The 24,647-nt window shown below is 36.1% G+C and carries 23 protein-coding genes; 10 read left to right on the top strand and 13 right to left on the bottom strand.

Annotation, left to right across the window (positions count from 1 at the left end; translation table 11 throughout):
- Positions 1 to 13: 13 nt before the first annotated feature.
- Positions 14 to 586 carry a TetR/AcrR family transcriptional regulator gene (locus N2Z58_00475; protein MCX7653144.1) on the bottom strand — a complete coding sequence of 191 codons (573 nt, stop codon included), beginning with the start codon at positions 584 to 586 and terminating at the stop codon, positions 14 to 16.
- 42 nt (positions 587 to 628) lie between these two features.
- Positions 629 to 2,077, bottom strand: coding sequence for a radical SAM protein (locus N2Z58_00470; protein MCX7653143.1), 1,449 nt, complete (start codon positions 2,075 to 2,077; stop codon positions 629 to 631).
- A gap of 193 nt (positions 2,078 to 2,270) precedes the next feature.
- On the opposite strand from N2Z58_00470, the gene N2Z58_00465 reads away from it, so the two are divergent.
- The 3 genes from N2Z58_00465 to N2Z58_00455 all read left to right on the top strand — a co-directional run bounded on the left by N2Z58_00465 (position 2,271) and on the right by N2Z58_00455 (position 4,419).
- Positions 2,271 to 2,549: a type II toxin-antitoxin system Phd/YefM family antitoxin gene (locus N2Z58_00465; protein MCX7653142.1), complete on the top strand. Its 279-nt coding sequence runs from the start codon at positions 2,271 to 2,273 to the stop codon at positions 2,547 to 2,549.
- A gap of 4 nt (positions 2,550 to 2,553) precedes the next feature.
- Entirely contained in the window at positions 2,554 to 3,663 is a 1,110-nt protein-coding gene (gene ugpC, locus N2Z58_00460; GenBank protein MCX7653141.1) for a sn-glycerol-3-phosphate ABC transporter ATP-binding protein UgpC, read from the top strand.
- 78 nt (positions 3,664 to 3,741) lie between these two features.
- On the top strand, positions 3,742 to 4,419 hold the full coding sequence (locus N2Z58_00455; protein MCX7653140.1) for a 16S rRNA (uracil(1498)-N(3))-methyltransferase: 678 nt from the start codon (positions 3,742 to 3,744) through the stop codon (positions 4,417 to 4,419).
- Here N2Z58_00455 and N2Z58_00450 read toward each other — a convergent pair.
- Genes N2Z58_00450 through N2Z58_00400 form a run of 11 tightly spaced genes read right to left on the bottom strand, consistent with a single transcriptional unit; the run spans position 4,405 to position 16,829 of the window.
- The gene (locus tag N2Z58_00450) at positions 4,405 to 5,820 is read right to left on the bottom strand and encodes a B12-binding domain-containing radical SAM protein (GenBank protein ID MCX7653139.1); all 1,416 of its coding nucleotides are present in this window, start codon (positions 5,818 to 5,820) and stop codon (positions 4,405 to 4,407) included. The genes N2Z58_00455 and N2Z58_00450 overlap by 15 nt on opposite strands.
- Before the next feature lie 32 nt (positions 5,821 to 5,852).
- Positions 5,853 to 6,254: a thioesterase gene (locus tag N2Z58_00445; GenBank protein MCX7653138.1), complete on the bottom strand. Its 402-nt coding sequence runs from the start codon at positions 6,252 to 6,254 to the stop codon at positions 5,853 to 5,855.
- A gap of 39 nt (positions 6,255 to 6,293) precedes the next feature.
- Positions 6,294 to 8,138 carry an ATP-dependent zinc metalloprotease FtsH gene (gene ftsH, locus N2Z58_00440; GenBank protein ID MCX7653137.1) on the bottom strand — a complete coding sequence of 615 codons (1,845 nt, stop codon included), beginning with the start codon at positions 8,136 to 8,138 and terminating at the stop codon, positions 6,294 to 6,296.
- Positions 8,128 to 9,465, bottom strand: a complete 1,338-nt coding sequence (tilS, locus tag N2Z58_00435; GenBank protein ID MCX7653136.1) for a tRNA lysidine(34) synthetase TilS — start codon at positions 9,463 to 9,465, stop codon at positions 8,128 to 8,130. The genes ftsH and tilS overlap by 11 nt, the downstream gene beginning before the upstream one ends.
- Before the next feature lie 33 nt (positions 9,466 to 9,498).
- A complete protein-coding gene (locus N2Z58_00430; GenBank protein ID MCX7653135.1) occupies positions 9,499 to 12,837 on the bottom strand; it encodes an LptF/LptG family permease in 3,339 nt (1,112 codons plus the stop codon).
- A 15-nt stretch (positions 12,838 to 12,852) separates the two neighbouring features.
- Positions 12,853 to 13,548 (bottom strand): phosphate uptake regulator PhoU, encoded by a 696-nt coding sequence (locus N2Z58_00425; protein MCX7653134.1) that lies wholly within the window; start codon positions 13,546 to 13,548, stop codon positions 12,853 to 12,855.
- A gap of 35 nt (positions 13,549 to 13,583) precedes the next feature.
- Positions 13,584 to 14,384, bottom strand: a complete 801-nt coding sequence (locus N2Z58_00420; GenBank protein MCX7653133.1) for an NAD(+) kinase — start codon at positions 14,382 to 14,384, stop codon at positions 13,584 to 13,586.
- 3 nt (positions 14,385 to 14,387) lie between these two features.
- Entirely contained in the window at positions 14,388 to 14,684 is a 297-nt protein-coding gene (locus N2Z58_00415; GenBank protein MCX7653132.1) for a YggT family protein, read from the bottom strand.
- A gap of 4 nt (positions 14,685 to 14,688) precedes the next feature.
- Positions 14,689 to 15,390 carry a YggS family pyridoxal phosphate-dependent enzyme gene (locus N2Z58_00410; protein ID MCX7653131.1) on the bottom strand — a complete coding sequence of 234 codons (702 nt, stop codon included), beginning with the start codon at positions 15,388 to 15,390 and terminating at the stop codon, positions 14,689 to 14,691.
- Positions 15,365 to 16,384, bottom strand: coding sequence for a Holliday junction branch migration DNA helicase RuvB (ruvB, locus tag N2Z58_00405; GenBank protein ID MCX7653130.1), 1,020 nt, complete (start codon positions 16,382 to 16,384; stop codon positions 15,365 to 15,367). The genes N2Z58_00410 and ruvB overlap by 26 nt, the downstream gene beginning before the upstream one ends.
- 7 nt (positions 16,385 to 16,391) lie before the next feature.
- Entirely contained in the window at positions 16,392 to 16,829 is a 438-nt protein-coding gene (locus N2Z58_00400) for a hypothetical protein (protein MCX7653129.1), read from the bottom strand.
- Positions 16,830 to 17,017: 188 nt separating this feature from the next.
- On the opposite strand from N2Z58_00400, the gene N2Z58_00395 reads away from it, so the two are divergent.
- The 7 genes from N2Z58_00395 to N2Z58_00365 all read left to right on the top strand — a co-directional run bounded on the left by N2Z58_00395 (position 17,018) and on the right by N2Z58_00365 (position 24,644).
- Positions 17,018 to 17,488: a MarR family transcriptional regulator gene (locus N2Z58_00395; GenBank protein MCX7653128.1), complete on the top strand. Its 471-nt coding sequence runs from the start codon at positions 17,018 to 17,020 to the stop codon at positions 17,486 to 17,488.
- Positions 17,482 to 19,221, top strand: a complete 1,740-nt coding sequence (locus tag N2Z58_00390) for an ABC transporter ATP-binding protein/permease (GenBank protein MCX7653127.1) — start codon at positions 17,482 to 17,484, stop codon at positions 19,219 to 19,221. The genes N2Z58_00395 and N2Z58_00390 overlap by 7 nt, the downstream gene beginning before the upstream one ends.
- Before the next feature lie 70 nt (positions 19,222 to 19,291).
- Positions 19,292 to 21,127, top strand: coding sequence for an ABC transporter ATP-binding protein/permease (locus tag N2Z58_00385; GenBank protein ID MCX7653126.1), 1,836 nt, complete (start codon positions 19,292 to 19,294; stop codon positions 21,125 to 21,127).
- Positions 21,128 to 21,356: 229 nt separating this feature from the next.
- Positions 21,357 to 22,010 (top strand): uracil-DNA glycosylase, encoded by a 654-nt coding sequence (locus N2Z58_00380; GenBank protein MCX7653125.1) that lies wholly within the window; start codon positions 21,357 to 21,359, stop codon positions 22,008 to 22,010.
- Between the two features lies 1 nt (position 22,011).
- Positions 22,012 to 22,530: a metal-dependent transcriptional regulator gene (locus N2Z58_00375; GenBank protein ID MCX7653124.1), complete on the top strand. Its 519-nt coding sequence runs from the start codon at positions 22,012 to 22,014 to the stop codon at positions 22,528 to 22,530.
- Positions 22,523 to 23,458 carry an SDR family oxidoreductase gene (locus tag N2Z58_00370; protein MCX7653123.1) on the top strand — a complete coding sequence of 312 codons (936 nt, stop codon included), beginning with the start codon at positions 22,523 to 22,525 and terminating at the stop codon, positions 23,456 to 23,458. Before N2Z58_00375 ends, N2Z58_00370 begins: the two co-directional genes overlap by 8 nt.
- On the top strand, positions 23,427 to 24,644 hold the full coding sequence (locus N2Z58_00365) for a replication-associated recombination protein A (protein ID MCX7653122.1): 1,218 nt from the start codon (positions 23,427 to 23,429) through the stop codon (positions 24,642 to 24,644). The genes N2Z58_00370 and N2Z58_00365 overlap by 32 nt, the downstream gene beginning before the upstream one ends.
- The last annotated feature ends 3 nt before the right edge of the window (positions 24,645 to 24,647 follow it).

Below are 24,647 nucleotides of genomic sequence, written 5' to 3'. Positions count from 1 at the left end.
TCCTTCCTGGTAATTACTCAGCTAAACTTTTTTCTTTCAAAATAACTTTGAGCAAAAAATCCTCAACGCTTTTAAGTAGATTTCTTCTCGGAATAGCATCAACAGACGAGACTATCTCTGTTGCCGTGGAAGGTTCAACGTCGTTTAAGACATTCTCTGCTCTACCCTTTTCAAAGATCTTCTCAAACTTTTGTAAAAATATTTCATACCGTTTTTTTGCGTTTGAAAGATTATTCTGACTTTCTAAAACATTCATTCTCTCTCTTGCTATCAATTTACTCAGCTCTTCTTTGTTCATGGCAAATTCAACATATTTTTTTATTAATTTCTTAATAATCTTTACTACGCTTCCTTCGTTTTCAACCTCGCTGAACACATCATTTTCCAATTCATCAATAACCTTCATCCATATCTCTTCAAAAAGCACTTCTTTGCTTGGAAAATAATAGTAAATAAGCGACTTGCGCACGCCTGAGGCCTGCGCAATATCCTCCATGCTAACTCCTTCAAATCCCTTTTCCGAAAAAAGCTTCCTTGCTGCTTCAATAATCTTTTCCTTGGTTTTATTTTCTCTTTTTTCCGTCAAGTTAAGCGCCCCCTACATTCTAAACTCAAGAGCATGGGAGCATCAAACATTCAGCTTTTTATCAACCTTTAGAGCCTCTTCCTTGTTGGCATACCTCTTCATTCTTGTTTCATAATTGTATATCCCTCTGTTAACAGGATATCTTTCGACATAGCCATATTCATACCAAAGCTTATCAGCATATTTGCTCCATTCTGCTGCAAGTTTGTCCAGTTCAGGAGCAAGTTCTGTCACAGTTTTTTCAGAACCTTCATGTTGTGGTATAGCGTTGAAGTTCTTTACCATCGCTCTAAAAACTTTTGGATTATCTATTATTGGACATGGTCTGAAAAGGTTATTAGAAAATGGTATTGCCTTTTTGTAAGCTTCAAAGAACGGTGACTTGAATATTTCAAGCAAAGTCTTTTCTCTTATACTATCGACCGCAAATTGCTGGAAGACACAAGGTTCAACGTAACCTTTTGCGTTAACATGGAAATACTTTGCACCTGCAGATAAACAACCATGTGTCAAGAAACCATGGTTCCAAAAATCTGCAACGAACGCAAATCTTCCACTGAGTCGCATCTCATCTGTTTTGAAAAACCTTTCATATCTCTGTTGCGGAGTTGGAACAAGATCCATTACTGGGTCTTGCCCAACTGGCATGAACTGGTAAATCCATACATAGGCTACCCCGTTTTGCTCCAGGAAATCCCAGAACTCATCTTTCATAATAACATCATGGTTCACACGCGTTGCAGTTACACTTGCGCCAAATGGTACACCGTATTTTCTTAATCTTTCCCACGTATTTTGTATAGCTTTAAAAACTCCCTTACCTCTTCTCCAATCAGTCTCCGACTCAAACCCCTCAACAGATATGGATATAGTAACGTTTCCAAGTTCGGACAACTTTTTGGCTTTTTCCTCGTTTATAAGAATACCGTTAGAATATACCATAAAATAATGCTCATTAAACTCTTCAAATATTTCCATTAGATGTGGCCAGTAGAATGGCTCTCCACCAGTGATAACCCAGAAATAAATACCAAGCTGTTCACCTTGCTTAAGAACACTTCTCACTTCATCTTTTGTAAGCTCATATTTTCTACCATACAAACCTGCGTAACATCCAACACAGTTCAAGTTACACGCGTATGTAGGACTGATAACACCAAGTTTGGGCAAAACAACCTTGTGTTCATGCATCAACTTTTGTCTGAGAGGCTCACCTATAGCAAATTCGTTAATAATCAAATTGTTTATGATCTTCTCAACCGACTGTGGAGAAGCCTTTTGAAATATATCTATCCACTTCTTAATCATGGGATGCTCTTCTTGCGCCATCAAACCAAGCTTTTTCAAACCACTTTTTGCAGGTTCCTTACTCAACGCAGCAACCGTAAACAGAAGTTTTGAAAATGTTTGTACATCTGCTTTCCTGATAACAGAAGCGATTAACTTTCCTGCTTGATGATACACCATACCCTTCAATCCACCCACAACCATGATATCCCTCCTTTTAAACTACAATTTATTAAATACATCTTTCAAGTAGAAGAATTTTATTGACCGTTCAGTCAAATTTTACACTCGTTTTTAAGAAATGGTTTTACATGTAAGTAAATTTTCGGTAACGTTTTAGGCATAACTTTATTTTTCTAAGATTTGTGACTATAATTATAGTCAAGGAGGATTAAGCATGAGACAAAAGGTTGAGTTCTATTCCTTAGCTGATGCAAAGGCTAAATTCTCAAAAGTAATCGAGGATTCTGAAGGAATAGACATAGTAATAACAAAGAATGGAAGACCTGTATCTGTTATTATCAATTACGATAAATACAACAAAATATTGGATTTCATTGACAAGGTTTGGGAACTTTATTTGCTAGATGTTGGTGATCCTTCACTTTTTAAGGAACTGAATGTAGATAATCTTTTTAAGAACATCTCAGACAACAGTTCAGAGGAGGAGGTTTAAAAATATGGCACAGGTTATACTCGAACATGTATGGAAGATATATGAAGGAAAGGTTGAAGCAGTCAAAGATGCTAATTTTACCGTTGAAGACAAGGAATTTGTTGTTTTACTCGGGCCATCAGGCTGTGGAAAGACAACAACGTTGAGAATGATAGCGGGACTTGAAGAGATAACAAAAGGTGAGATAAAGATTGATGGAAGGGTTGTCAACGATGTTGAACCAAAAGATAGGGATATAGCCTTTGTGTTTCAGAATTACGCACTTTATCCACACATGAGCGTTTATGAAAATATGGCATTCGGATTGAAACTTAGAAAAGTTCCAAAGGACGAGATTGAAAAAAGGGTTAGGGAAGCAGCAAAAATACTTGAGATTGAACATCTTCTTGACAGAAAACCCAGACAACTTTCGGGTGGACAAAGGCAAAGGGTTGCTGTTGGTAGAGCGATAGTTAGACATCCAAAAGTGTTCCTTTTCGACGAACCACTTTCAAACCTTGATGCAAAATTACGTGTTCAAATGAGGTCAGAGCTAAAAAAGCTTCATTCAAGGCTTGAGGCAACAATTGTGTACGTTACACACGACCAAGTTGAGGCAATGACTATGGCTGATAAAATTGTTATTATGAAAGATGGAGTTATTCAACAAATAGGTAGTCCTTACGAAGTTTACAATAGACCTGCAAATATATTTGTTGCTGGATTTATAGGTAGTCCTTCGATGAACTTCATCAATGCAAAGATCATACGAGGTGAAGGAGGACTGTGGATTAAAACAAGTGGCTTGAAACTCAAGGTACCTGCTGAATACGAAGATAAACTTTCGAAACACATAGATAAGGATGTAATTTTTGGTATAAGACCCGAAAATATATACGACAAAATGTTTGCCATTGCACCAAAACCAGAAAATACAGCAGAAGTTACTGTCGACGTAGTTGAACCACTTGGTAGCGAAACTTTACTCCATGTCATTGCCGGAGACGATAGACTTGTAGCAAGAGTTAACGCGAAAAGCCAGGCAAAGGAAGGTCAAAAAATCGACTTGGTGTTTGATATGACAACCATGCACGTATTCGATAAAGAAACTGAAAAAGAGCTTCTGCACTGGTAAGTTTAGCCAAAACTAAATTTTTCAAAATTTCAGCCCCGTAGTGCAAGCGGGGCGTTGTTGTTAGTAGGGGGGATAAAATTGCCGAATCTTTATTTTTGTATACCAAAAGATGATGCTGTTTACCTAGATGAACACGAAGTTATGCACATGAAGGTAATGCGAATCAAGGAAGGGGAAATAATAGAGGCAACTGATGGAAATGGTGGAAGATACAAAATAGTTGTTAAGGCAATAGGTAAAACAGAAGCTTATGGGAGTGTCATAAATTACGAATTCATACCTCCCATCGATGGTAGGTTGGTTTTATTTGCTCCATCTGGACGTTGGGAAAGGTTAAGATGGACAATAGAAAAGGCTGTTGAATTAGGAGTTGATGAGATTTACGTCTTCAACAACGAACATGCATCACGCTATTATAACGATAAACAAGAAAAACTTGAACTTGTTGTTAGAGAGGCTGCTAAACAATGTGTTAGATACCACTTTCCATCTATAAGAGCCATAGAATTTTTGGATATTTTTTCTATAGCCCCAGAGAGTACTTACATACTTGACTTCAAAGGTAGAAAAATACCCAAGCGTATCTCCAAAAGCGTGGGTGTTATAGCCGGTCCGGAAGGTGGGTTTTCTAAAAAAGAACTTAAGTTGCTAAAGGAGAAATTCAAGAGTGTTTGCCTTGGTAAAAAGATATTACGCTTTGAAACAGCCGTTGTATTATCAACAGGTATATTTGCTATGAAACTAAGAAAGATTTGAATAATACAATTTGAAATGTCTTTTTAAGAAATCTACCGTTTGAGCTCCCTTTAAGTGCGCAATTTCGTACTGCAACTGTGCTTCTTTGTAACTTTCAAAATCTGCCTTGATGTTTCGGGGCAGATTTTTTCTTATTCTCTTAACAATTTCATCGTATGTCTTCTTATCCACTATTTTTTTATTTTCAAATGGAGTTTTTGGCTTAGGAACGAGCGGATTAATACTTAACGTGATTTGTTTATATCCAAGTCTTTGAACTTCTTGCAAAAATTCAAAAAACTCAATGTAATCACTTTCATCTTCTCCAAGCCCAACAATGTAATACAACTTCACGCTTTCAAAACCTACTTCAATTCCTATCCTAAGAGCGTTAAGAATACTTTCGGTGTTCATATCTTTAAGCATCGCGTCCCTAAGTTTCTGGGATATACCTTCCGGAGCTAAGGTAAAAGATTGTTGATTTGATTTCCTTAGTAAGTACGCCAAATTTTTGTCTAATTTATCAGCCCTCAGAGATGAAACTGAGAATTTTATATCTTTGTTTTTGATGTATTCAAGCAAATTCGAAAGATAAGGGTAATCGGTAATTGTTGCACTTATGAACCCAAACTCTTTCTCACGGTATTTTTCAATTATGTGTTTTACTTCGTCTATGTCAGCGAATTTAACTGGCTTTTTTGTATAACCTGTTACGCAAAAAGCACATCTCCATATGCAACCTCTGCCTATTTCGATCAACAATTTGTTCGGAAAAGTAGAGTAAGGTGTTATATAATGAGAATGGGGCACGGGTGATAATGTTCCATTGCATTTTCTGTAATGGGTCTTTTTGTATTTCAACGAATAAATACCATCTATTCTTCTAAAAGGTTCAGGATTTTTTGTTCTTATATACTCCAAAATGGCATCTGCAAATTGTTTAACTTCGGACTCCAGATCTCCAATGAATACAAAATCTGCGATTTCTTCTAAAAGATGATGGTTAAAAAACGTAACTGGTCCACCAATTATAATCAGTGGATGATGATGGGTACGTTCCGTTGATTTGAGTGGGATATTTTTTTTGACAAGCATATCAGCTATATTTATTAGGTTGTTTTCAAACTGGATTGTAAACATCCAAATTGGGTATTCATCGATTGGTGCTTGCTTTTCAAGAGAGTAAAATTTACGAAACCAATTTTCGTAAAAAAATCTGTGTATACTTACTTTATTTAGCGATAACAGCCGCTGTATCCAGCTCCAAGCTAAACTACTGCTGGCAATTTTATAGTTGTCTGGGAAAATAAAGGCAACCTCCGGGAGGTTGCCTGTTACGTTTTCAAGTTCTATCTCTGAATCTCTCAATTTTTTCACATACTGAAACTCATTAAACAATGTCTCATTTGCTGGTCTTCTCACTAAACGCATCCTCCAAATGTAGATAGTGTGAACTAGAAGCGCTCGATAGCCTTTCTTTTTAAATAATTTCTTGAAACAACCGCCCTCTTAATAGAAGCTTCTGCAACCTTTTCATTCTCCCTCATTACGATTGCTTTGAACGTAATAACGTTTTCACTGACCTCAGAAACTCTGATACCAACTATTAGTCTTTCACCAACAACTACCGGTTTGAGATGTGAAAGTTCACTGTAAACGACTACCGATATCTCATCCTCGCCGAGAAAAGAATTCAGGAACTCGCCAGTAACATAATTTATTTCTCTCAGTAGTCCCGAAGTAGAAACTAAATGTAAATTAGCCATCTCTTCATCTTCATCCCAGACTGTTGATTCATCAGGCAGTACCTCAATAGACTTGTTGAGTCCAACGAGCTTTTCAAGATTTTCACCCACAATGTCTCCCCCCAACAATTTTAAAAGGTTATTTAAACACTAAGCTTGTTGAGCTTTAATGTTTAACCCTTCATCATTTCCGTTCAGCATTGCTCTTAATTCTTCTCCACTCATTACTTCTCGTTCAAGCAAAACAGACACTATCTGTTCCATCTTGTCTTTGTTTTTAATCAATATTTCCTTCGCTCTGTCGTAACATGACTTTACAATGTACTGAATTTCATGGTCTATCATCTTTGCGACTTCTTCACTATAATTTCTTATTCTTGTAAGTTCTTTTCCAAGGAAAACTTCCTGTTCAGTCTTACCCCAAGCAAGTGGTCCAAAGTTCTCACTCATTCCATACTCACATACCATTTTTCTTGCAATTTCTGTTGCCCTTTCAATATCGTTTGCTGCTCCACTTGTAAAATCACCAAACACCAATTCCTCAGCTGCCCTTCCGCCAAGAAGCGTGGTTATAGTATCCAGCAGCTCGTTTTTGCTTACCAAATACTTGTCCTCCGCTGGTAAATGCAATGTATACCCAAGAGCAGCATAGCCTCGTGGTGTTATAGATATTCTGTGAACTGGATCTGAATTCGGTAATGAAGAACTGATTATAGCATGTCCAACTTCATGATATGCCACTATTTTCTTTTGTTTTTCAGAAATAACTCGCGATTTCCTTGCAGGCCCTGCTATAACTCTATCAATGGCTTCTTCAAAGTCGTTCATCTTTATAACGTTTCGACCATCTCTCGCTGCAAGTAACGCAGCTTCATTAACTAAATTCTCAAGATCAGCACCAACAAAACCTGTCGTTCTTTTAGCTAAAACAGACACGTCAACGTCTCTATCAATCGGTTTGTTTCGCAGATGTATTTTAAGTATCGCTTCTCTTCCTTTTACATCCGGTGGATCTACAACAACCTTTTTGTCGAATCTGCCAGGCCTTAAAAGGGCAGGGTCGAGTATGTCGGGTCTGTTTGTTGCTGCCATTACTACTATGCCTTGATTTATATCAAATCCGTCCATTTCCACAAGCAATTGGTTTAGTGTCTGTTCTCTTTCGTCATGCCCACCACCAAGTCCTGCACCCCTATGCCTTCCAACAGCGTCGATTTCATCTATAAACACTATACAAGGCGCACTTGATTTAGCTTGTTCAAATAGATCTCTCACCCTTGCTGCACCAACACCAACGAAAAGTTCAACAAAATCTGAACCACTGATGTGAAAAAACGGTACATTTGCCTCGCCTGCAACGGCACGTGCAAGCAAGGTCTTACCTGTACCCGGAGGTCCAACAAGTAATATACCTTTCGGCATTCGTGCACCAAGCTTAGCAAACTTACCCGGACTTTTAAGAAATTCAACGGTCTCTTTCAGCTCTTCTATTGCTTCATCTACACCTGCTACGTCTTTGAATGTAACTTTTATCTTATTTGGATTAACTCTTTCAGCTCTACTTTTTGTAAACGTGAACGCTTGGTTATTGCCTCTCCCAAGACCACGAATTATGAAGGCAAAAAGCAACAAAGTTACCACGAATATCGCTATGTTTCCAATAATATTCACCCAAAAACTACTATCCGTAACCTTTTCACCTTGTACGATCACGCCGTATTCAACAAGTTTATTAATATTCTCGATATCGTATCTGAACCAAGGTGCATAAACAGAATAAGCTTTACCTTGCTTTGTCTTAACACTTAAATTACCGTCATCTTTTATTATAACTTCTGCGATGTCTGTTTCACCTGTACTCAGTCTCTTGACAAACTCACTGTAGCTCATATTAACTTCAATTGCAGCTTTCGAATTTACGAATCCTTCGTAGATCCAAAAGAGTGATAAAGCTATCAATATTAGAAATATGATAGAACCTATGTTACGATTCAAAATAAAAGCCTCCTTTCGTTTCTATAGTAATACCTAATGGGTTTAGATATCCTTTAGCTTCATACAAATACGGTATGTATACAACTTTACCCTCTTTAACCGATACTACCAATGGAATTAAGTGCTTCACAAACGTTGGTATCTTCTTTTCTACAAAAAATTCCTTTACCTTCTTTCCGCTTAACAACTTATCACCTTCCAACCAATTTCTTACTTCAAAACTCAGACACTTATCATTCGCTCCTTTCATTATACCACAACTTGATATTTTTAAGAAGTAATCATTAAATATTACAGTTTCTGTTACAACTTTATTCATTGGTATGTTTATTATCTTTGAATTATGTTGATATTTACCAACCTTACCCATGATGCACCAACCGCGTGACACTTCAATCCCCAAGTCTTTCCAAAATAAAACTTTGTACGAAATTTTATCTGATTGCTGAAGTTTCTTAAATCTTTCAATTTTTTCACTATCGATAGGTTTTCCAAAAAACGAGAGCGCCAACCTTCTGATTTGCTCAACTTGTAAATACTTGTCTTTGTGGAGTTTAAATACAATGTATTCGCCTATTTTCATAGAATGCTTTTCATTAAACGATTGAATAGTAGAATTAATATACTTCTCAAGCTCCCATATACCTTTGGCAAGCTTGAGGGAAGCATCTTCGACAGAAGGGTTTATTTCTTTTAATAGAGGTATTACTTTATGTCTTATGAAGTTGCGGTTGTACTTGATATCGTAATTAGACGTGTCTGTAACAAATGGTAAATCTTTGTGTCTTGCGTATTTTTCTATTTCTTCTCTTTTAAAAAACAGTAGAGGTCGTATAAATCTTCCATTAACAAGATTCATTCCAACTAACCCGTATGGACCTGTTCCTTTAACTAATCTTAATATCATGGTCTCAAGCAAATCGTTTGAATTGTGTGCGGTGGCAATGTATTTGTAACAGTAATTATCCGAAACATCGATAAGAAACCCATACCTTAAGATCCTTGCTGCTTCCTCTATCGACAATTTATGTTCTTTTGAATATTGTAACACATCTGCCTCTTCAGTAAAAAAATCTAATCCTCTGTCTCTACACAATCTTTCCACGAATTTTACTTCCTCTTGAGCTTCTTTTCTTAACTTATGATTTAACGTAGCAACACCAATTTGAAGATTAAACTCATCCCTAACTGAATCGAATAAATCGAGCATGACAACAGAATCAACACCACCAGAAACAGCAAGTAAAACTCTTGTTTTACACACGCTGTTGGTTAAAATAGAACGCAAAATACTTTTAAATCTGAACAATAAGTCTACGTTGTCCAAAAATACTCACCTTCACGTCCGCTCTTTTTGTGTTTACATTCCACCGAATTCAAACTGACCACTTTTTGGATCTATCTGGAAGAAGCGGTCCGGCATATCTGTCAAATAGAATTTGAAATATACTTTGTCTATATTTTCTAGAATATTGGCGCTTCTGTTTGAAAAGTCTATTCCAAAATTTAGTCTCCAACAATGTAGTGACTTATCCAAATTCAAGCTTAAAAAGTCAATAGTATTCTTCTCCGGATTATACGTTAGTCCTATCTTCGTTTCTGGATCAAAAGTTTTCAGTGTTGCTTCAAGCTTGTAGGTCTTCTTTCCATCCAAATTATAAGAGAGTACATATCTTTCGCTAGGTTTTTCCATAATGTAAGACAAATTCCAGTTAGGTGCGGACTCCCGAGAAGCTTGGTTGTAATTTGCTCTTATTGTCGTTTTGTAACCAAATAAATCAAGGCTTCCAGTAGCAACTGCATTTTTTATAAAATCGTTTTGTTGATATGCGGTCATGGAAAAATTACCATATTTAATTATATGAACGTACGTATCTATAGGCTTACCAGGTTGAATGGTAAACTGCAAAGTATATTCTGCATTTAAAGGTTTGTAATTTGCACTTATTGTAATGTTCTCATTCCCAAGTTTTTTATTCACGTTATCATAATTTAAAGAAATGGAATTTGTCAGTTCAACATCCCCAACTGATTGCTTAGTTCTCAGAGTAAGAGTGTCTGGAAGCAATCTATTGTTATTTAAATCAAGTGTTCTTGCACCAGAGATTGTCAGATTAGCAGAGTTAATTTCTCCGGTAAATCTGAGATTATTTTTGTTATTGGCTGAGGATTCGTCAATGAAATTATACGTCTGTTCCCATCGAGATGTTAATTTGAATGGACCTAAATTGTACATTCCGGTCAATGTGTAGTTGTCAGATGCACCTAAGAATTCTCTTTTTGTGTTTGAAACATAATTCATGATATTCTTTACTGTAAAAGTGTAATTAAAATCAACTGCAAAAGGTCCCTCTTTCCAACTCCAAGGCAGTTGATACGTATAGGTAATATTTCTATTTTCACTGTTACTGTACACATTCCCGATGAATGAAAGACTGTAACTCAACTTTTTGCTTGATAGTCCTATATTATATGAAGTTTGATAGTAAGTATTCCATGTTTTTTGCAAAGAAGTTAAATAACCGTCTGTTTGTAACCTAAACGTATTATCAACTGAATTTACTTTCAATGTGTTATCATCAAACAGTTGGAAAGAAATGTTTCTAATACCACCATTGAAATACACTATACTATCAGTTAATTTCTCATCGTACAAAACATAAGGTCTAATGTATACATTCTCATTTTGTAAATTGATACCCAACTTTTGGGAAAAGTTATTTTCACCGTAATAATTTCCTTCTACATAAATTGGACCATCGAACTTGTAGTAAATTGTACCTCTTGAGTATTTATAAACAAAAGGTATAAAGGAAAACTCAACGTAATCTCTTTGTTCATCATAAACGAACTTATTTGTCTTCACTTTTTTATCCGTTGCTTCGATTAGATTTCCTTTTGTTCCAATCTCAATTTTAAGCGCCCAATCGTTTACAGTAAAATTGAACGTTTGTGCAATGTTTATTGTATTACCGAAAACGAGAGAGAAAGAGTAAGGAGGAGTTCCCTCTAACGTTGTTATATATATTGGATACGGCAAGAGAGGCACGCCCAAGATAACAAGAAATGAATTTTCTGCTATAATGTATTTATTTTCCAGTACAAAGACAGTGGACGAAAGTATCATATAATGAGGTTCTTCTAAATTACATGTTGTCAGCTGCGAGCTTTGGATAATGCCTAATGATGTTTCAGCATCGTACTCTATTTGAGAACCGTAAACGTACACTGGTACTTTTTTTCCTTTGTAATCATAATTGTACACTACCTTGGCATTTACAATCAATGCTTTATTACTTTCAAATTCGTATCTGATTTTTCGTGAAATGTAGACTCTGTCTTGGTCGTAAAATTTCACGTTCCCATATGCTTCCAAAGCTTTGACGGTACCATCAACTATTGTAGCGGATGCTTCATCGCAAAGTATTTTGTATTTGTCCCAAACCAAAGAAACTTCTCCACGAAATATTACAGACTGCGTAGAGAAACGTGCCTCATTTGATTTAGCTTGAATTATCGATGAAAAACCCGTTGATGTGTTAACATATATAAAACTTGCTGAAACTACAATAAAAACAAATAGTCTAGAAAATACTTCTATCATTTTGTATGCTATAGGTGTATCTATTAAGATGTAGAGTAAAAATCCAATTGTAGCAAAAATAATGTTTGGTAACCAGGTCGCAAGTATAGGATCCATCAACCCTTCTTTTCCCATACCAGAAAGCCAAGCTCCAGAACCCTGGTACAAGACAACTATTAAGAATGTCAAAATAACGCTCCAAGACCTGCTGGTAAGACCAAACAGTAAAGAAATTGGTAAACCCAACAGAACAATTACAAGTGCACCAAGCGCATTTGCATATCGCTGATGAAGCTCAACTAATAGGTTTGCTGTGTTTATTCCCAATTTTTTGTACGTCTCAAGTTGCTCCCTCAATTCTTTTGATGTTTTATCGCGAGTTGTTTTGTAAGCTCTCAACATTTCTTCTATCTCTCCAGCAACATCGAGTTTCATCTCTTTGAACTGCATATCCAATCTTAGAAAACCAGTCTCAATCTCAACAACGTACATGGAACCATCCATAAGGAACCAACCGTCTTTTTTCTTCACAACTTTCTTTGCGGTTAATATCTGTTCATTTCCCTCTTCGTTTCTAAATAGAACAACGTCGTATAATTCTCCCTTTTGTTTGTTGTGTTCTTTTACGTAAAAATACACATCCTTTTCTAACTCAACAAGCATGTTGGTCTTTACAACATTTTCGGGTGTTTGGAATATGTACTGATTCAGTATCTGAGTGGATTTATAGTTTGAAATAGGCACCACATAGTCTCCGAGTAGCCAAGAGAAAAACCCCAAGACAACTGCTAAAATTACAAACGGTGTTACAAGTCTTTTTGCCGATATACCGTGTACTAAGAGTGCACTTATCTCGCGACTCGTGTACATTTCGCTAATAACCCAAAAAATAGCGAATAGTACACCAACAGGTATACCAAGAAAGGTAAAGTACGGTACGTTGTACATGACAAATATAAGTAGTTTGTCAATACCTACCCTGTTTCTAATAATATAATCTGATATTTGATACAGCCATTCAACACTTACAAATACGATAAAACCACCTAGTCCCATGAAAAATGGCTTTAGGGATTGTTTGATAACATATTTTGTCAACGTTCTCAAAATCCTCACTCCATGCTTGCATTATTATTTTGCCTTAAAAATTTCAATGGAGAATGGTTGGAGAAGATCGTTGTAACAAGTATGGTATTTTCCAGTCAGTATATAATATGTAACTTCGATTATCTGGACAGAAAAATCAGAAAGTTCTTCAAGAGCTTTCGATATATCCATAAGAAGTAATGCTCTTCTAACTAAACGAGGATTGTCTTGGATAATTTTTATTATATCATCGTTAAATTTTGCAAACATTCCATCTATAATTGAATCTTGTGAACATACTCCAGATGCGCCCTCCAGATTTTGATCAACGTAAATTCTCAAAGCTCTCCTAAGTATCTTTTGAGAGAAAGAGAACATTTCTGGCAACATTACACTTTGGTTTAATTCAGGTTCTCTAACAAGCTGTTTAATGTCAAAAACAATATCTTTTAGTCTCTTACCTATATCAAGAAGTATCTTTGATATGAGAGCAGATCCAAATACAAATCTAAGGTCGTAACCATTTGGGTTGCATAAACCTACGATTACTTGTGAGTAATTGAGAATTTCGAGATATTCATTATAAACATCCCAATATTCGTCCTCAACTTGCTTGGCAAGTTCAATATTTCTTTCCTTAAACGCTTCTGCTGTGATTCTAAGTAGATCTTCAACATACCAACCTTCCTTAATGATTAATTTCTTGAGCTCTTCAACATTATCTTTTGTTAACCATTTCATTTTTTCACCTTCTAAATCATTTTTGACCAAGTTAATTACATTCCATTCCCTAAGATCTTCTTACCGTATCCAATCTTATCCTTTATCGAGGTGGAGAAATCATAAGATTTTGGTCTTAGTAATACCACACTCCTTGTACACTTTCTTACGTTTATGACATCAGTTTGCTCGACAACATCACCGTCTACAATCAAGCTAGCCCTTTCGTTAACAAAAACTGATATTTTTTCGGAACTTGGTATTACTAAACTTCTTGTTGCAAGAAACTGTGGTGCAATCGGCGTTATTTCGAACGCTTCGACGTTTGGTAACATAATTGGACCACCGAGAGCAAGAGAGTAAGCAGATGAACCTGTCGGAGTACTTATAACGATACCATCAGCATGATAGTAAAATGTACCATCAGTCATCCTTACATCAAAATCAAGGATCTTTTGTCTTATATCCTTTTGAAGTACCGCATCATTGATAGCAAAATAAACACCTTTAGATGTTTCTATCCTTAACATCCATCTTTTGTCCTCGACGAAACTCCAAGTTTTAATATCTTCAATAAGTTTATCTATTTCACTAAGTAAATATCCGGAGAAAAAACCAAGCCGTCCTGCTTTTATACCTATCACAGGTGTTTTGACCTTTTTAAGTGTACGTAGAACACTACCATCTCCACCAACAACAATGGTCAAATCGACAGGAAACTTCTCCTCTTCAAATTCTAAGGTCGAATCTGTGAAATGCTTAACCTCAAAATGAGTTATCAACTTATCAAGAACAAGCTTTGCAGATTCCACATAATCTATTCTGTAAAATATGCCTATTCTAAGGTTTTCGTGCATAAGTTATCTCAGTCTCCACCCAAGTTCAATAAGTGACTGAGCAAGGAACCGATCCAAAAATATAAGCACAAGAATGGCAATTAAAGGGGTTATATCTATGTAACCAAATGGAGGTATTAACCTTCTCATAGGTCTCTCAACGATATCCGCAATTTCTCGAAGTGCTTGGTAAAACCTGAAAGAATACGCTCCTGGAATCCAACTAAGTATCGAAGCCACAATTATTACAACGATTTCAAAATTTATAGCCACTCTTAAAACATATCCTGTAGCTGAGAAGAAGTTCCCAAGTACGAACATAAGTTCATTTCCTCCTCTCACCAAATATAGCTGTACCTATTCTCAATATAGTACTACCCTCTTCAACAGCAACCCAATAATCATTACTCATTCCCATCGAAAGTTCTTTAATGGTTGGATATCTAAGTGAAAGCCTATCTCTCAATTCACGCAAAGTTTTAAAATACCCCCTTGTTTTCTCAGGTTCAATAAACGGCGCTATAGTCATCAATCCTATTATCCTTACGTTTTCAAGCATTTTAGAAAACTCCAATAAACTTTCAACATCTTCAGGTCTTACACCAGCCTTACTCTCTTCTGCTGACACATTTACCTCTATGAGCACAGATTGGACTTTTCCAATCTTTTTAGAAATTTTGTTTATTTCAACAAGTTCCTCTTCGCGATAAATCGAATGAATAATTTCTGAAACGGGAACAATGTATTTTAATTTGTTAGTTTGTATACGTCCGATATAATGCCATTCTATATCATATTCTTTCAATTCTTTTACCTTATCCCTAAGTTCTTGCGCGTAGTTTTCTCCAAATATTCTAAGACCAGCACTCAATGCCTCTCGAATCACGGAAACAGGATGTGCCTTGGTTACTGCTACTATTTTGATCTCTTCAAAGTTTCTGTTTGCCTTCTTAGCACATTCCTTCACAACATTTAACACTTTTTCGTATCTTGACTTTATCTCATTTCGCAACATCATTGAATCCATCAAACAAACCTCCTAAACGACTGTAACCAAGATACCTGTAAGCCTTCTCAGTTGCAACCCTACCCCTTGCGCTCCTGGCAATGAAACCATTTTGCAACAAAAATGGTTCATAAACTTCGGAAATGGTATCTTCAGTAACTCCAAGTGAAGCAGCTAAGGCTTTTAAACCGACAGGACCGCCATTGTAAACTTCTATAACAGTCCTCAGAAGCTTTCTGTCCATCTCATCGAGCCCGTATTCATCTACACCTAGTAAACCCATGACTTCCTCTACTATTGTTGAATCGACTTCCCAAGTTCCTTTAACAGTACTTAAATCACGCACCCTTTTCAACAATCTAATTGCAATTCGAGGTGTTCCTCTCGAACGTTTTGCAATGGACAAAGCAGCATCCTGGCTGATTGTGGTTCCTAAAACTTCAGCTGCTCTTATTATTATAAGCATTAACTCTTCTTCTGTGTAAAAGCTCATTTCGAATATCATTCCAAATCGATTACGCAATGGCGAGGTCAAAAGTCCACTGCGCGTTGTTGCACCAATCAATGTAAACGGTTGAAGTTCTACCCTTATTGAGCGAGCAGCCGGTCCTTTGCCTATCATTATATCTATCTGGTAATCTTCCATCGCTGAATAGAGGATTTCTTCAACACTTCTGTTCATCCTATGAATTTCATCTATAAAAAGTACATCACCAGCTTCCAAATTCGTCAATATAGCAGCAAGATCACCTTGCTTTTCCAATATTGGACCACTTGTGACATGTATGTTTGTACTTAACTCATTCGCTATTATACCAGCAAGCGTTGTCTTTCCAAGACCAGGTGGTCCTGCCAAAAGAATGTGATCAAGCTGCTCTCCACGAATCTTAGATGCTTGTATAGCAAGTTTTAATCTTTCTTTTATATTTTCTTGCCCGATGTATTCTGATAAAAACCTTGGTCTCAACGAATAAACATCGTAGCCTGTTTTTTCCGGCGAAACAATTCTGTCTATTCTCAAATCATTCCTTTCTTCCAACAGCTGACACCTCAGCTTTCACAGGCAAATTGATTTTCAATCCGTTTTTACCTATCAAAAAATTAACTTTAACAAAACCATCTATTAAAAATTTCTCGGATTTATTCCTAAATAATTCATTTTTTGAAAAAGAAATTGTGAAATTATTTCTATCTCTAACTTCTCCACTCCAAGAATCGATATATTTACCTGACAAATCAGTTAATCTCAACTGAGCCAGCTCAACATCGTACATCAATGACGAACTTACAACCAATCGCGCCTGACATAGCATAGTTATACCGTTAATTTTGCAACTATCAATTACCAAGCTTACCGTAGTACTGTTCACTTGCTCAAACAAGTTACGTAAATTAAGAAGTGAGAAAATAAGTAAAAATATTCCAAACGTACCTATCAGAACCAAAATCCATCTCGCCATAAAAGGTCCCTCAATCTGAAATACTCACCACTGAAAATAATTATACCACATCCTTCTGCATTTTCCAGATAAATTCAGAATTCCATTTCATAATGCAGCTTGACAAAACCAAGTGTTGTAATATAATTATACGTATAACTATTATACGTATAACTATTATTAACTTTATGAAAAGAGAGGTGTTTAATTTGAAAGGCATTGTAGATCAAAACAGTATTCTTTACAAGATGAGTGTTTTACAAAGGAAGATATTCAAGATTATTAACGAGAGTATCTCAAGAACGTATTCGATACACCCTGGGCAGATTCCAATGCTGTTTTTGATTCAAAACCATCCAGGAATAAGCCAGCGAGACATTTCAAAGCTCATGGATGTGGAACCAGGAACTGTTGCAGTAATGTTGAAGAGAATGGAAAAGAATAAACTTGTTTATCGTGAAGAAGATGTAAAAGACAGACGGATTTCACGAGTTTATCTGTCGTCAAAAGCGCAAGAAGTTTTGGAATCTGTGCATAAAACTATTAGACAAATAGAAACTTTATTGATAAGCGGGCTAACAGAATCTGAGCAAAAACAGTTGGAAGAGTTAATAGACAAACTAAGAAGAAAGATTGATGAACAATTCGAACAGAAAAAGGCAGGTGATGACGCATGTTAAGCAAGTTTATTTTTAAGTATTGGCTACTCATAGTTGTGACTATTTCTCTAGTAGCAGTTCAATCAATAATATCACTTTATCTTCCAGATTTAATGTCGGATATTGTAGACAAGGGAATTGTTAGAGGTGATGACAATTACATCTGGCGCACAGGTGGAAGGATGTTAGTTGTTTCCTTTTTGAGTGTCTTGGCAGCTGTCGTGGCGAGTTATACCTCGTCTGTAGTCAGTATGGGATTAGGTAAAGATCTGAGAAATGCGGTATTTACAAAAGTTACTTCATTTTCCTTAGAAGAAGTAGACAAATTTACTACATCGTCGTTGATAACACGTACAACAAACGATGTTATGCAAATACAACAGGCAGTTGTCATGATACTTAGAATGGTTGTAATGGCACCAATCATGGCAATTGGCGGAATTTTTATGGCTGTCCAAAAAGATGCAAAATTAACGGCTACATTGTTAATATCTGTTCCCGTAATGCTTGCTGGGCTGGGGATAATTGCAATAATCATTGCTCCTTTGTTTAAAAGTATACAAAGAAAAATAGACAAGTTGAATCTTGTTGTAAGGGAACGTGTTACTGGTATTAGAGTAATCAGGGCATTTAATAAGGAAGACAAGGAAATGGAAAGATTCAGAACAGCGAATTTTGATCTTATCAAAACATCTCTTACCGTTAATAGAATAGGTTCCTTGCTTTTTCCTTATATGATGATAATAATGAATCTGACTATTATTGCCATAATATGGTTCGGTGCCAAACAAATCGATAAAGGAATACTGCAAGTTGGTCAAATGATGGCGGTAATGCAGTATGTTATGCAAATAATGTTTTCATTTATTATGATCTCTGTTGTTTTTATCTTTCTTCCTCGAGCGAGTGTTTCATCTCAAAGAATAAAAGAGATACTTGAAACTGAACCTAAGATAAAACAAAGTACAAGTTCATTAAAATATTCAAAAACCATTGATTTACAAGGTGTTGTTGAATTTGACAATGTTACTTTTTCATATCCAGGTGCAAGTGAACCAGTTTTAAAGAATATTTCGTTTAAGGCACTACCTGGAAAAGTTACTGCAGTAGTTGGTGCAACAGGCTGTGGAAAATCTACGCTCTTGAATTTGATAGTAAGATTCTATGACCCAGTTTCTGGAAATATTAAGCTCGATGGTGTAGATATTAGAGAAATTCCTTTCGACATCTTACGTCGCCAAATAGGTTATGCCACGCAGAAAGCTATTATATTTTCAGGTAGCATTAAAGAGAATATAAGATTCGGACGCGAATGGATTACAGATGATATGATAAATCACGCAGCTGAGATTGCACAAGTTACAGAATTTTCAAGTAAATATCCTGAGGGACTGGAATACAAAATTGAACAAGGAGGCTTAAACTTATCAGGTGGGCAAAAACAAAGAATATCCATCGCAAGGGCTATAGCTGGAAGACCCAAGATTTATCTATTCGACGATACTTTTAGTGCATTAGATTTCAAAACAGATGGTAAGATTAGAAGCAAATTGTTTAAAGAAACCAAAGATGCAACCGTTATAATAGTTGCTCAAAGAGTTGCTACTATCATGAACGCTGATCAAATAATTGTTTTGAAAGATGGGGAGATCGTAGGAATTGGTACCCACGAAGATTTACTTAATGAATGCGAAACCTACAGGGAGATAGTCTATTCACAACTCTCAAAAGAAGAAACAGAATTACAAAAGTGAGGTGATAAGAGTGGAAAACAAAAACTTAGCAGACAAAGAACGCCTTCAAAGACAACAAAGATTACGACCAATGGGACCTGGAGGACCTGGGTTCGCAAGGCTCGCAGAAAAACCAAAAGATTTCAAAAAATCATTCAAAAAACTAATGAGTTATTTGAAACCATACTATATTGGAATTACATTAGTTTTTATTCTTACTATCCTTGCGACTGTTCTCACGATAAAAGCTCCAAAAATAATGGGAGAAGCAACAACGGAAATATTTAGGGTCATAATGATAAGAAAAACCCCATTTTCTGGATTTTTGAATACGAAAATGAATTTCGAAAAAATATCTTCCGTGCTTTCAACGGTAGCAATACTTTATGGAATATCTGCGTTGCTAAATTTTCTCCAAGGCTATATAATGGCAGGAATAACCCAAAAGATAGTAAGAAAAATGAGGGAAGATATAAACGAGAAACTCAAAAAGTTGCCTCTGAGTTTTTACGATCAAAGATCACATGGTGACATAATAAGTCGCGTGACAAATGACATTGATCTTATAAGTAATACTCTACAACAGAGTCTAACACAGTTTATATCGGGTGTAGTTACAATATTTGGTATTACATATATGATGATAACTATAAATGGTTTGCTAACCTTATTGACACTTGTGACACTACCTATGAGTGCTATTGCGGTCATGTTTACTGCCAAACATTCTCAAAAGTACTTCAGCGGTCAGCAAAGATTACTTGGAAAACTCACCGGACAGATAGAAGAAGTTTACAGCGGTCACTTAGTTGTTAAAGCTTATGGTCGAGAAAAGGACGAGATAGAAAAATTCGAGATGACCAATGAAGAGTTATACAAAGAGAGCAAAAAGGCACAATTCATAAGTGGAATAATTATGCCGTTGATGAACTTTATAGCAAATTTAGGGTACATTATAGTCGCTGTTGGTGGAAGTGTGTTGGTTAACAAAAAGCAGATTACCATAGGTGATGTACAGGCTTTTATACAATATTCAAGGCAATTCAACCAACCAATAATACAAATAGCCAACATAGTTAATATGATACAATCAACACTCGCTGCTTCGGAAAGAGTATTCGAGATTTTAGAAGAAAAAGAAGAAATACCAGATAAAGAAAACGCAATAGAATTGGAGAAAGTGGATGGAAACATAAGATTCGAAAATGTTAGATTTAGCTACCTTCCAGATAAGCCACTTATAGAAAACTTTAATATAGACGTTAAAAGTGGACAAATGGTTGCTATTGTAGGTCCAACTGGTGCTGGAAAAACCACCTTAGTTAACTTATTGATGAGATTTTACGAAATACAGGGTGGAAAAATAACGATCGATGGTATTGATATCAGGGATATAAAAAGATCTAATCTTAGGAGGCACTTCGGAATGGTCTTGCAAGACACTTGGCTTTTCTCTGGAACTATAAAGGAAAACATTGCCTACAGCAAAGAAGATGCTACCAATGAACAGATTGTACAAGCAGCTAAAATGGCACATGTTCACCATTTCATAATGGCTATGCCAAAAGGTTATGAAACAATTATCAGTGAAGATTCATCGAACATATCACAAGGAGAAAAGCAATTAATTACCATTGCCCGTGCTTTTTTGGCTGATCCCGACGTGCTTATATTAGATGAAGCTACAAGCAACGTGGATACGTTAACGGAAATTTACATACAAAAGGCTATGAAAGATTTATTGAAGGGTAGAACATCGTTTGTAGTTGCACACAGATTATCTACCATTAAAAACGCCGATATGATAATTGTTATCAACGAAGGAAAGATAGTAGAAGTAGGTAAGCATTCTGAGCTTCTTAGTAGAGGCGGCTTTTATGCGAATATGTATAAAAGTCAATTTCTTGGCGTTCTTGTTGAAGAATAGGTTGAAAGTCTGACTTAACATTTTTTAACTTAGTAAAACAATTTGGCACTGTCTTTTATCGGACAGTGCCATTTTAATCTATAAACTATGTTTGATCAAAAAAACAAAAAACAAAAACTTGCTATTTTTCAAAGTTTTATGATATAATAAAATTGTTAGCTAAACATTGTTAAGCTACAATTCTATCGTTTTTTATTCGGCATTTGCAAATCTTTTTTCAGAGGTGTGTTTGATGAAAAAGGAAGAATTAATGAAGGTTATTGAAGATAGGATAAGAGAATGCCAAAGTTGTCCACTTGGATTATTAAGAAAAAATGCTGTACCTGGCGAAGGTAATATATATTCACCAATCATGTTTGTCGGGGAAGGTCCTGGTGAAGAAGAAGACAACCAAGGAAGACCGTTTGTAGGCAAAGCTGGACAATTACTAACGAAGATTTTAGAATCTGTAAATATAAAGCGTGAGGAGGTATATATTACTAACGTTGTCAAATGCAGACCCCCTAATAACAGAGTACCAAATTCTATGGAAATTCAAACCTGTTCTCATTATTTAATAGCTCAAATTCAGCTTATAAATCCTCGGATGATTGTACCTCTTGGTAGTACAGCTGCTTCGTTTTTTCTTGGGAAAGAAGAGTCTATAACAAAGATTAGAGGAAAGCAAATAATATGGAAAGGTGAGATAATAATCTTTCCGATGTTTCATCCAAGTTATTTGCTCAGAAATCCGTCGAAAGAAAAAGGCAGTCCAAAAGATTTAACATGGCAAGATATTAAGAAGGTTAAGAAATATTATGATATGTTTGTAAATGAGATAAATGGTGTAAAAATTGATATTGATAAAAACGTTGAAGACGGTAACGATCAGGGAGGAAAGTAATGTGAAAAACGAATCAAGGCATGAAACAAAGTTAACACCAACTGTCATGAGTTACGTATCCACTATATATACTTTAGTAGAAAAAGAAGGTGTGGCACGAATTTCAGACATAGCACGTAGTAAGAACGTGTCTTATGCAAGTGCAACCAATGCGGTTAAAAAACTTGTAGAACTTGGTCTTGTCGATCATAAAAGGTACGGTTTTGTCAAGCTAACAACACGTGGATTAAGAATTGCCCAAATGCTTAGATCAGGTGAATCGAGGATAAAATATTTCTTCATGTACGTCGTTGGTGTGCCAGAAAAAAAGGCTGAGCAAATAGCAAGTCTTATTGTGTATGATCTAGACCAAGAAACCAGGAGAAAGCTCAGAAAGTTTTACTCTATACTTATTGATTTCACCGTTGATAAAGCAAAAGAACTTGAACAATTCATTAAAGAACAAAGAATGAATCTTGAAATACCCGAAGAAGTACTTAAGTTAAAAGAGAAAATTAAGGAGGATGAAGTATATGAGTAAAGTACTTGTAACAGGTGGTGCTGGATTTATCGGTTCACATGTAGCAGATAAACTTGTGGAATTAGGACACGATGTTGTTGTCATTGACAACCTCTCAACTGGCAAGCGAGAAAATGTAAACCCTAGAGCTAAGTTTATAGAAATGGACATATACGACACGGAAAAGGTGAACGAACTTTTTTCTTCTGAAAAATTTGAATACGTTTTCCATCTTGCAGCTCAAGCAAGTGTCGCAATATCGGTCAAAGACCCAATAAAGGATGCAAATTGGAATATAATTGGTAGCATCAATCTTATAAAGGCTTCTATTGAGAATGGAGTCAGAAAATTTATATTTTCTTCAACCGGTGGAGCAATATACGGCGAAGATGTAAAAGTCTTTCCAACACCAGAGAGTGTCTTTCCACAGCCAATGTCCCCATACGGAATAGCAAAGCTTTCCGTCGAAAATTATTTGAGATTTTTTAGCAAGGAATTTGGTTTAAAATACACCGTGTTAAGATACGGAAATGTATATGGACCGAGACAAGATCCGTACGGAGAAGCAGGTGTTGTTGCAATATTTACCTCCAGAATGTTGAAAAATGAAGAGTGCACCATATTCGGAGATGGAGAGTACACAAGGGATTACATTTACGTCGAAGATGTTGTAGATGCGAATATAAAGGCTATGGAAAAAGGAGATGGACTTGTTATAAACATAGGTACAGCAACTGGAACAACAACAAATGAGTTATTCAAGATACTTAAAAAGCTGACTGGATACAAAAAAGATCCAATCTACGGTCCACATAGAAAAGGTGATATAAGAAAAAGTGTGCTTTGTTATAACAGGGCATGGATAGAACTTAAATGGGAACCTAAGCACTCTCTTGAAGAGGGGTTGAAGAGAACTGTTGAATGGTTTAAGCGAAATACTCAGGCCTAATTCGTTTGAAAATTTCATAGGTCAAGAGCACCTTCTTGGTGAAGGTGCTCTTTTGCGTATAGCAATTGAAGCAAGTAATTTATTTTCTGCTATACTTGTTGGACCACCTGGTAGTGGAAAAACATCGGTTTTGGGTTTGTTAAGAAAGTACACAGATTATGAAATTGTTCACCTTAATGCCGCATTCACTTCTGTTGAGGACGTTAAAAAGTGGGAAAGATACGCTTATAGTATGAGAGGCATAAAGAAGGTAGTGTTGTTCATAGATGAGCTTCACCGATTCAATAAAAAGCAACAAGATGTCTTCTTGCCAGGTGTTGAAACAGGAACATATATACTTTTTGGCACCACAACGGAGAACCCACAATACACAATAAATCCTGCACTTTTGTCAAGATGTAGAGTCTTGAGATTCAAAAAACTTTCACCAAGCGAGTTAGATACGATCTTGCAAAATGCTGTGAATAGATTAGGCGTAGATGTAAAACAAAGCGTTAAAGAGAGTATCATAGCATCGGCTAATGGAGATGCAAGATTTCTTTTAAACACTTATGAACTACTTTCAAATATGGCAAAGGTGAGTGGAAAAGACGTGATCGATGATACTGTTTATGAGATGTATGTTGGTGAATACGTAACAAAATACACTGATTCTGAACATTACAACCTTGCATCTGCTTTCATTAAGAGTATTAGAGGTAGTGATCCAGATGCCGCGTTATACTATATGGCTCGCATGTTAAACGGTGGAGAAGATCCAAGGTTTATCGCAAGAAGACTTGTGATATTAGCCAGTGAAGATGTCGGATTAGCAGATCCCTTTGCATTAGTTCTGGCAACAGCAACGATGCAAGCCGTTGAAAGTGTTGGGCTTCCAGAATGTGTCATTAATTTATCTGAGTGTGTGATATACCTTTCATTAGCTCCTAAGAGTAATTCAAGTTACGAGGCTGTCAGCAAAGCTTTAGAAGTCGCACGCTTAACAGCCAATATTCCAGTACCCAGGCATTTGCTTAACGTTGAAGATAGTGGATACAAATATCCACACGAATACGGAGGATTCATCAAACAAAGATATCTACCGCAACAAATAACAGACAGAATTTACAACCCACGAAATATATCGAAGGAAGGAAAATTAGCTGATATTTATAAAAAACTTTGGCAGGAAAGGTTTGAAAAATGAAAG

It is taken from the genome of Fervidobacterium sp. (genome assembly GCA_026419195.1).
Classification (GTDB): domain Bacteria; phylum Thermotogota; class Thermotogae; order Thermotogales; family Fervidobacteriaceae; genus Fervidobacterium.
Note: the sequence above shows the minus strand (reverse complement) of the source record. Positions and strands in the feature narration are given on the sequence as shown.

Coding starts and splice junctions, on each gene's coding strand:
- N2Z58_00370 (MCX7653123.1), top strand. CDS start 22,523: ATGAGTAAAGTACTTGTAACAGGTGGTGCTGGATTTATCGGTTCACAT.
- N2Z58_00410 (MCX7653131.1), bottom strand. CDS start 15,390: ATGGATTCAATGATGTTGCGAAATGAGATAAAGTCAAGATACGAAAAA.
- N2Z58_00425 (MCX7653134.1), bottom strand. CDS start 13,548: ATGAAATGGTTAACAAAAGATAATGTTGAAGAGCTCAAGAAATTAATC.
- N2Z58_00385 (MCX7653126.1), top strand. CDS start 19,292: ATGGGACCTGGAGGACCTGGGTTCGCAAGGCTCGCAGAAAAACCAAAA.
- ugpC (MCX7653141.1), top strand. CDS start 2,554: ATGGCACAGGTTATACTCGAACATGTATGGAAGATATATGAAGGAAAG.
- N2Z58_00470 (MCX7653143.1), bottom strand. CDS start 2,077: ATGGTTGTGGGTGGATTGAAGGGTATGGTGTATCATCAAGCAGGAAAG.
- N2Z58_00420 (MCX7653133.1), bottom strand. CDS start 14,384: ATGCACGAAAACCTTAGAATAGGCATATTTTACAGAATAGATTATGTG.
- N2Z58_00465 (MCX7653142.1), top strand. CDS start 2,271: ATGAGACAAAAGGTTGAGTTCTATTCCTTAGCTGATGCAAAGGCTAAA.
- N2Z58_00390 (MCX7653127.1), top strand. CDS start 17,482: ATGTTAAGCAAGTTTATTTTTAAGTATTGGCTACTCATAGTTGTGACT.
- N2Z58_00415 (MCX7653132.1), bottom strand. CDS start 14,684: ATGTTCGTACTTGGGAACTTCTTCTCAGCTACAGGATATGTTTTAAGA.
- N2Z58_00400 (MCX7653129.1), bottom strand. CDS start 16,829: ATGGCGAGATGGATTTTGGTTCTGATAGGTACGTTTGGAATATTTTTA.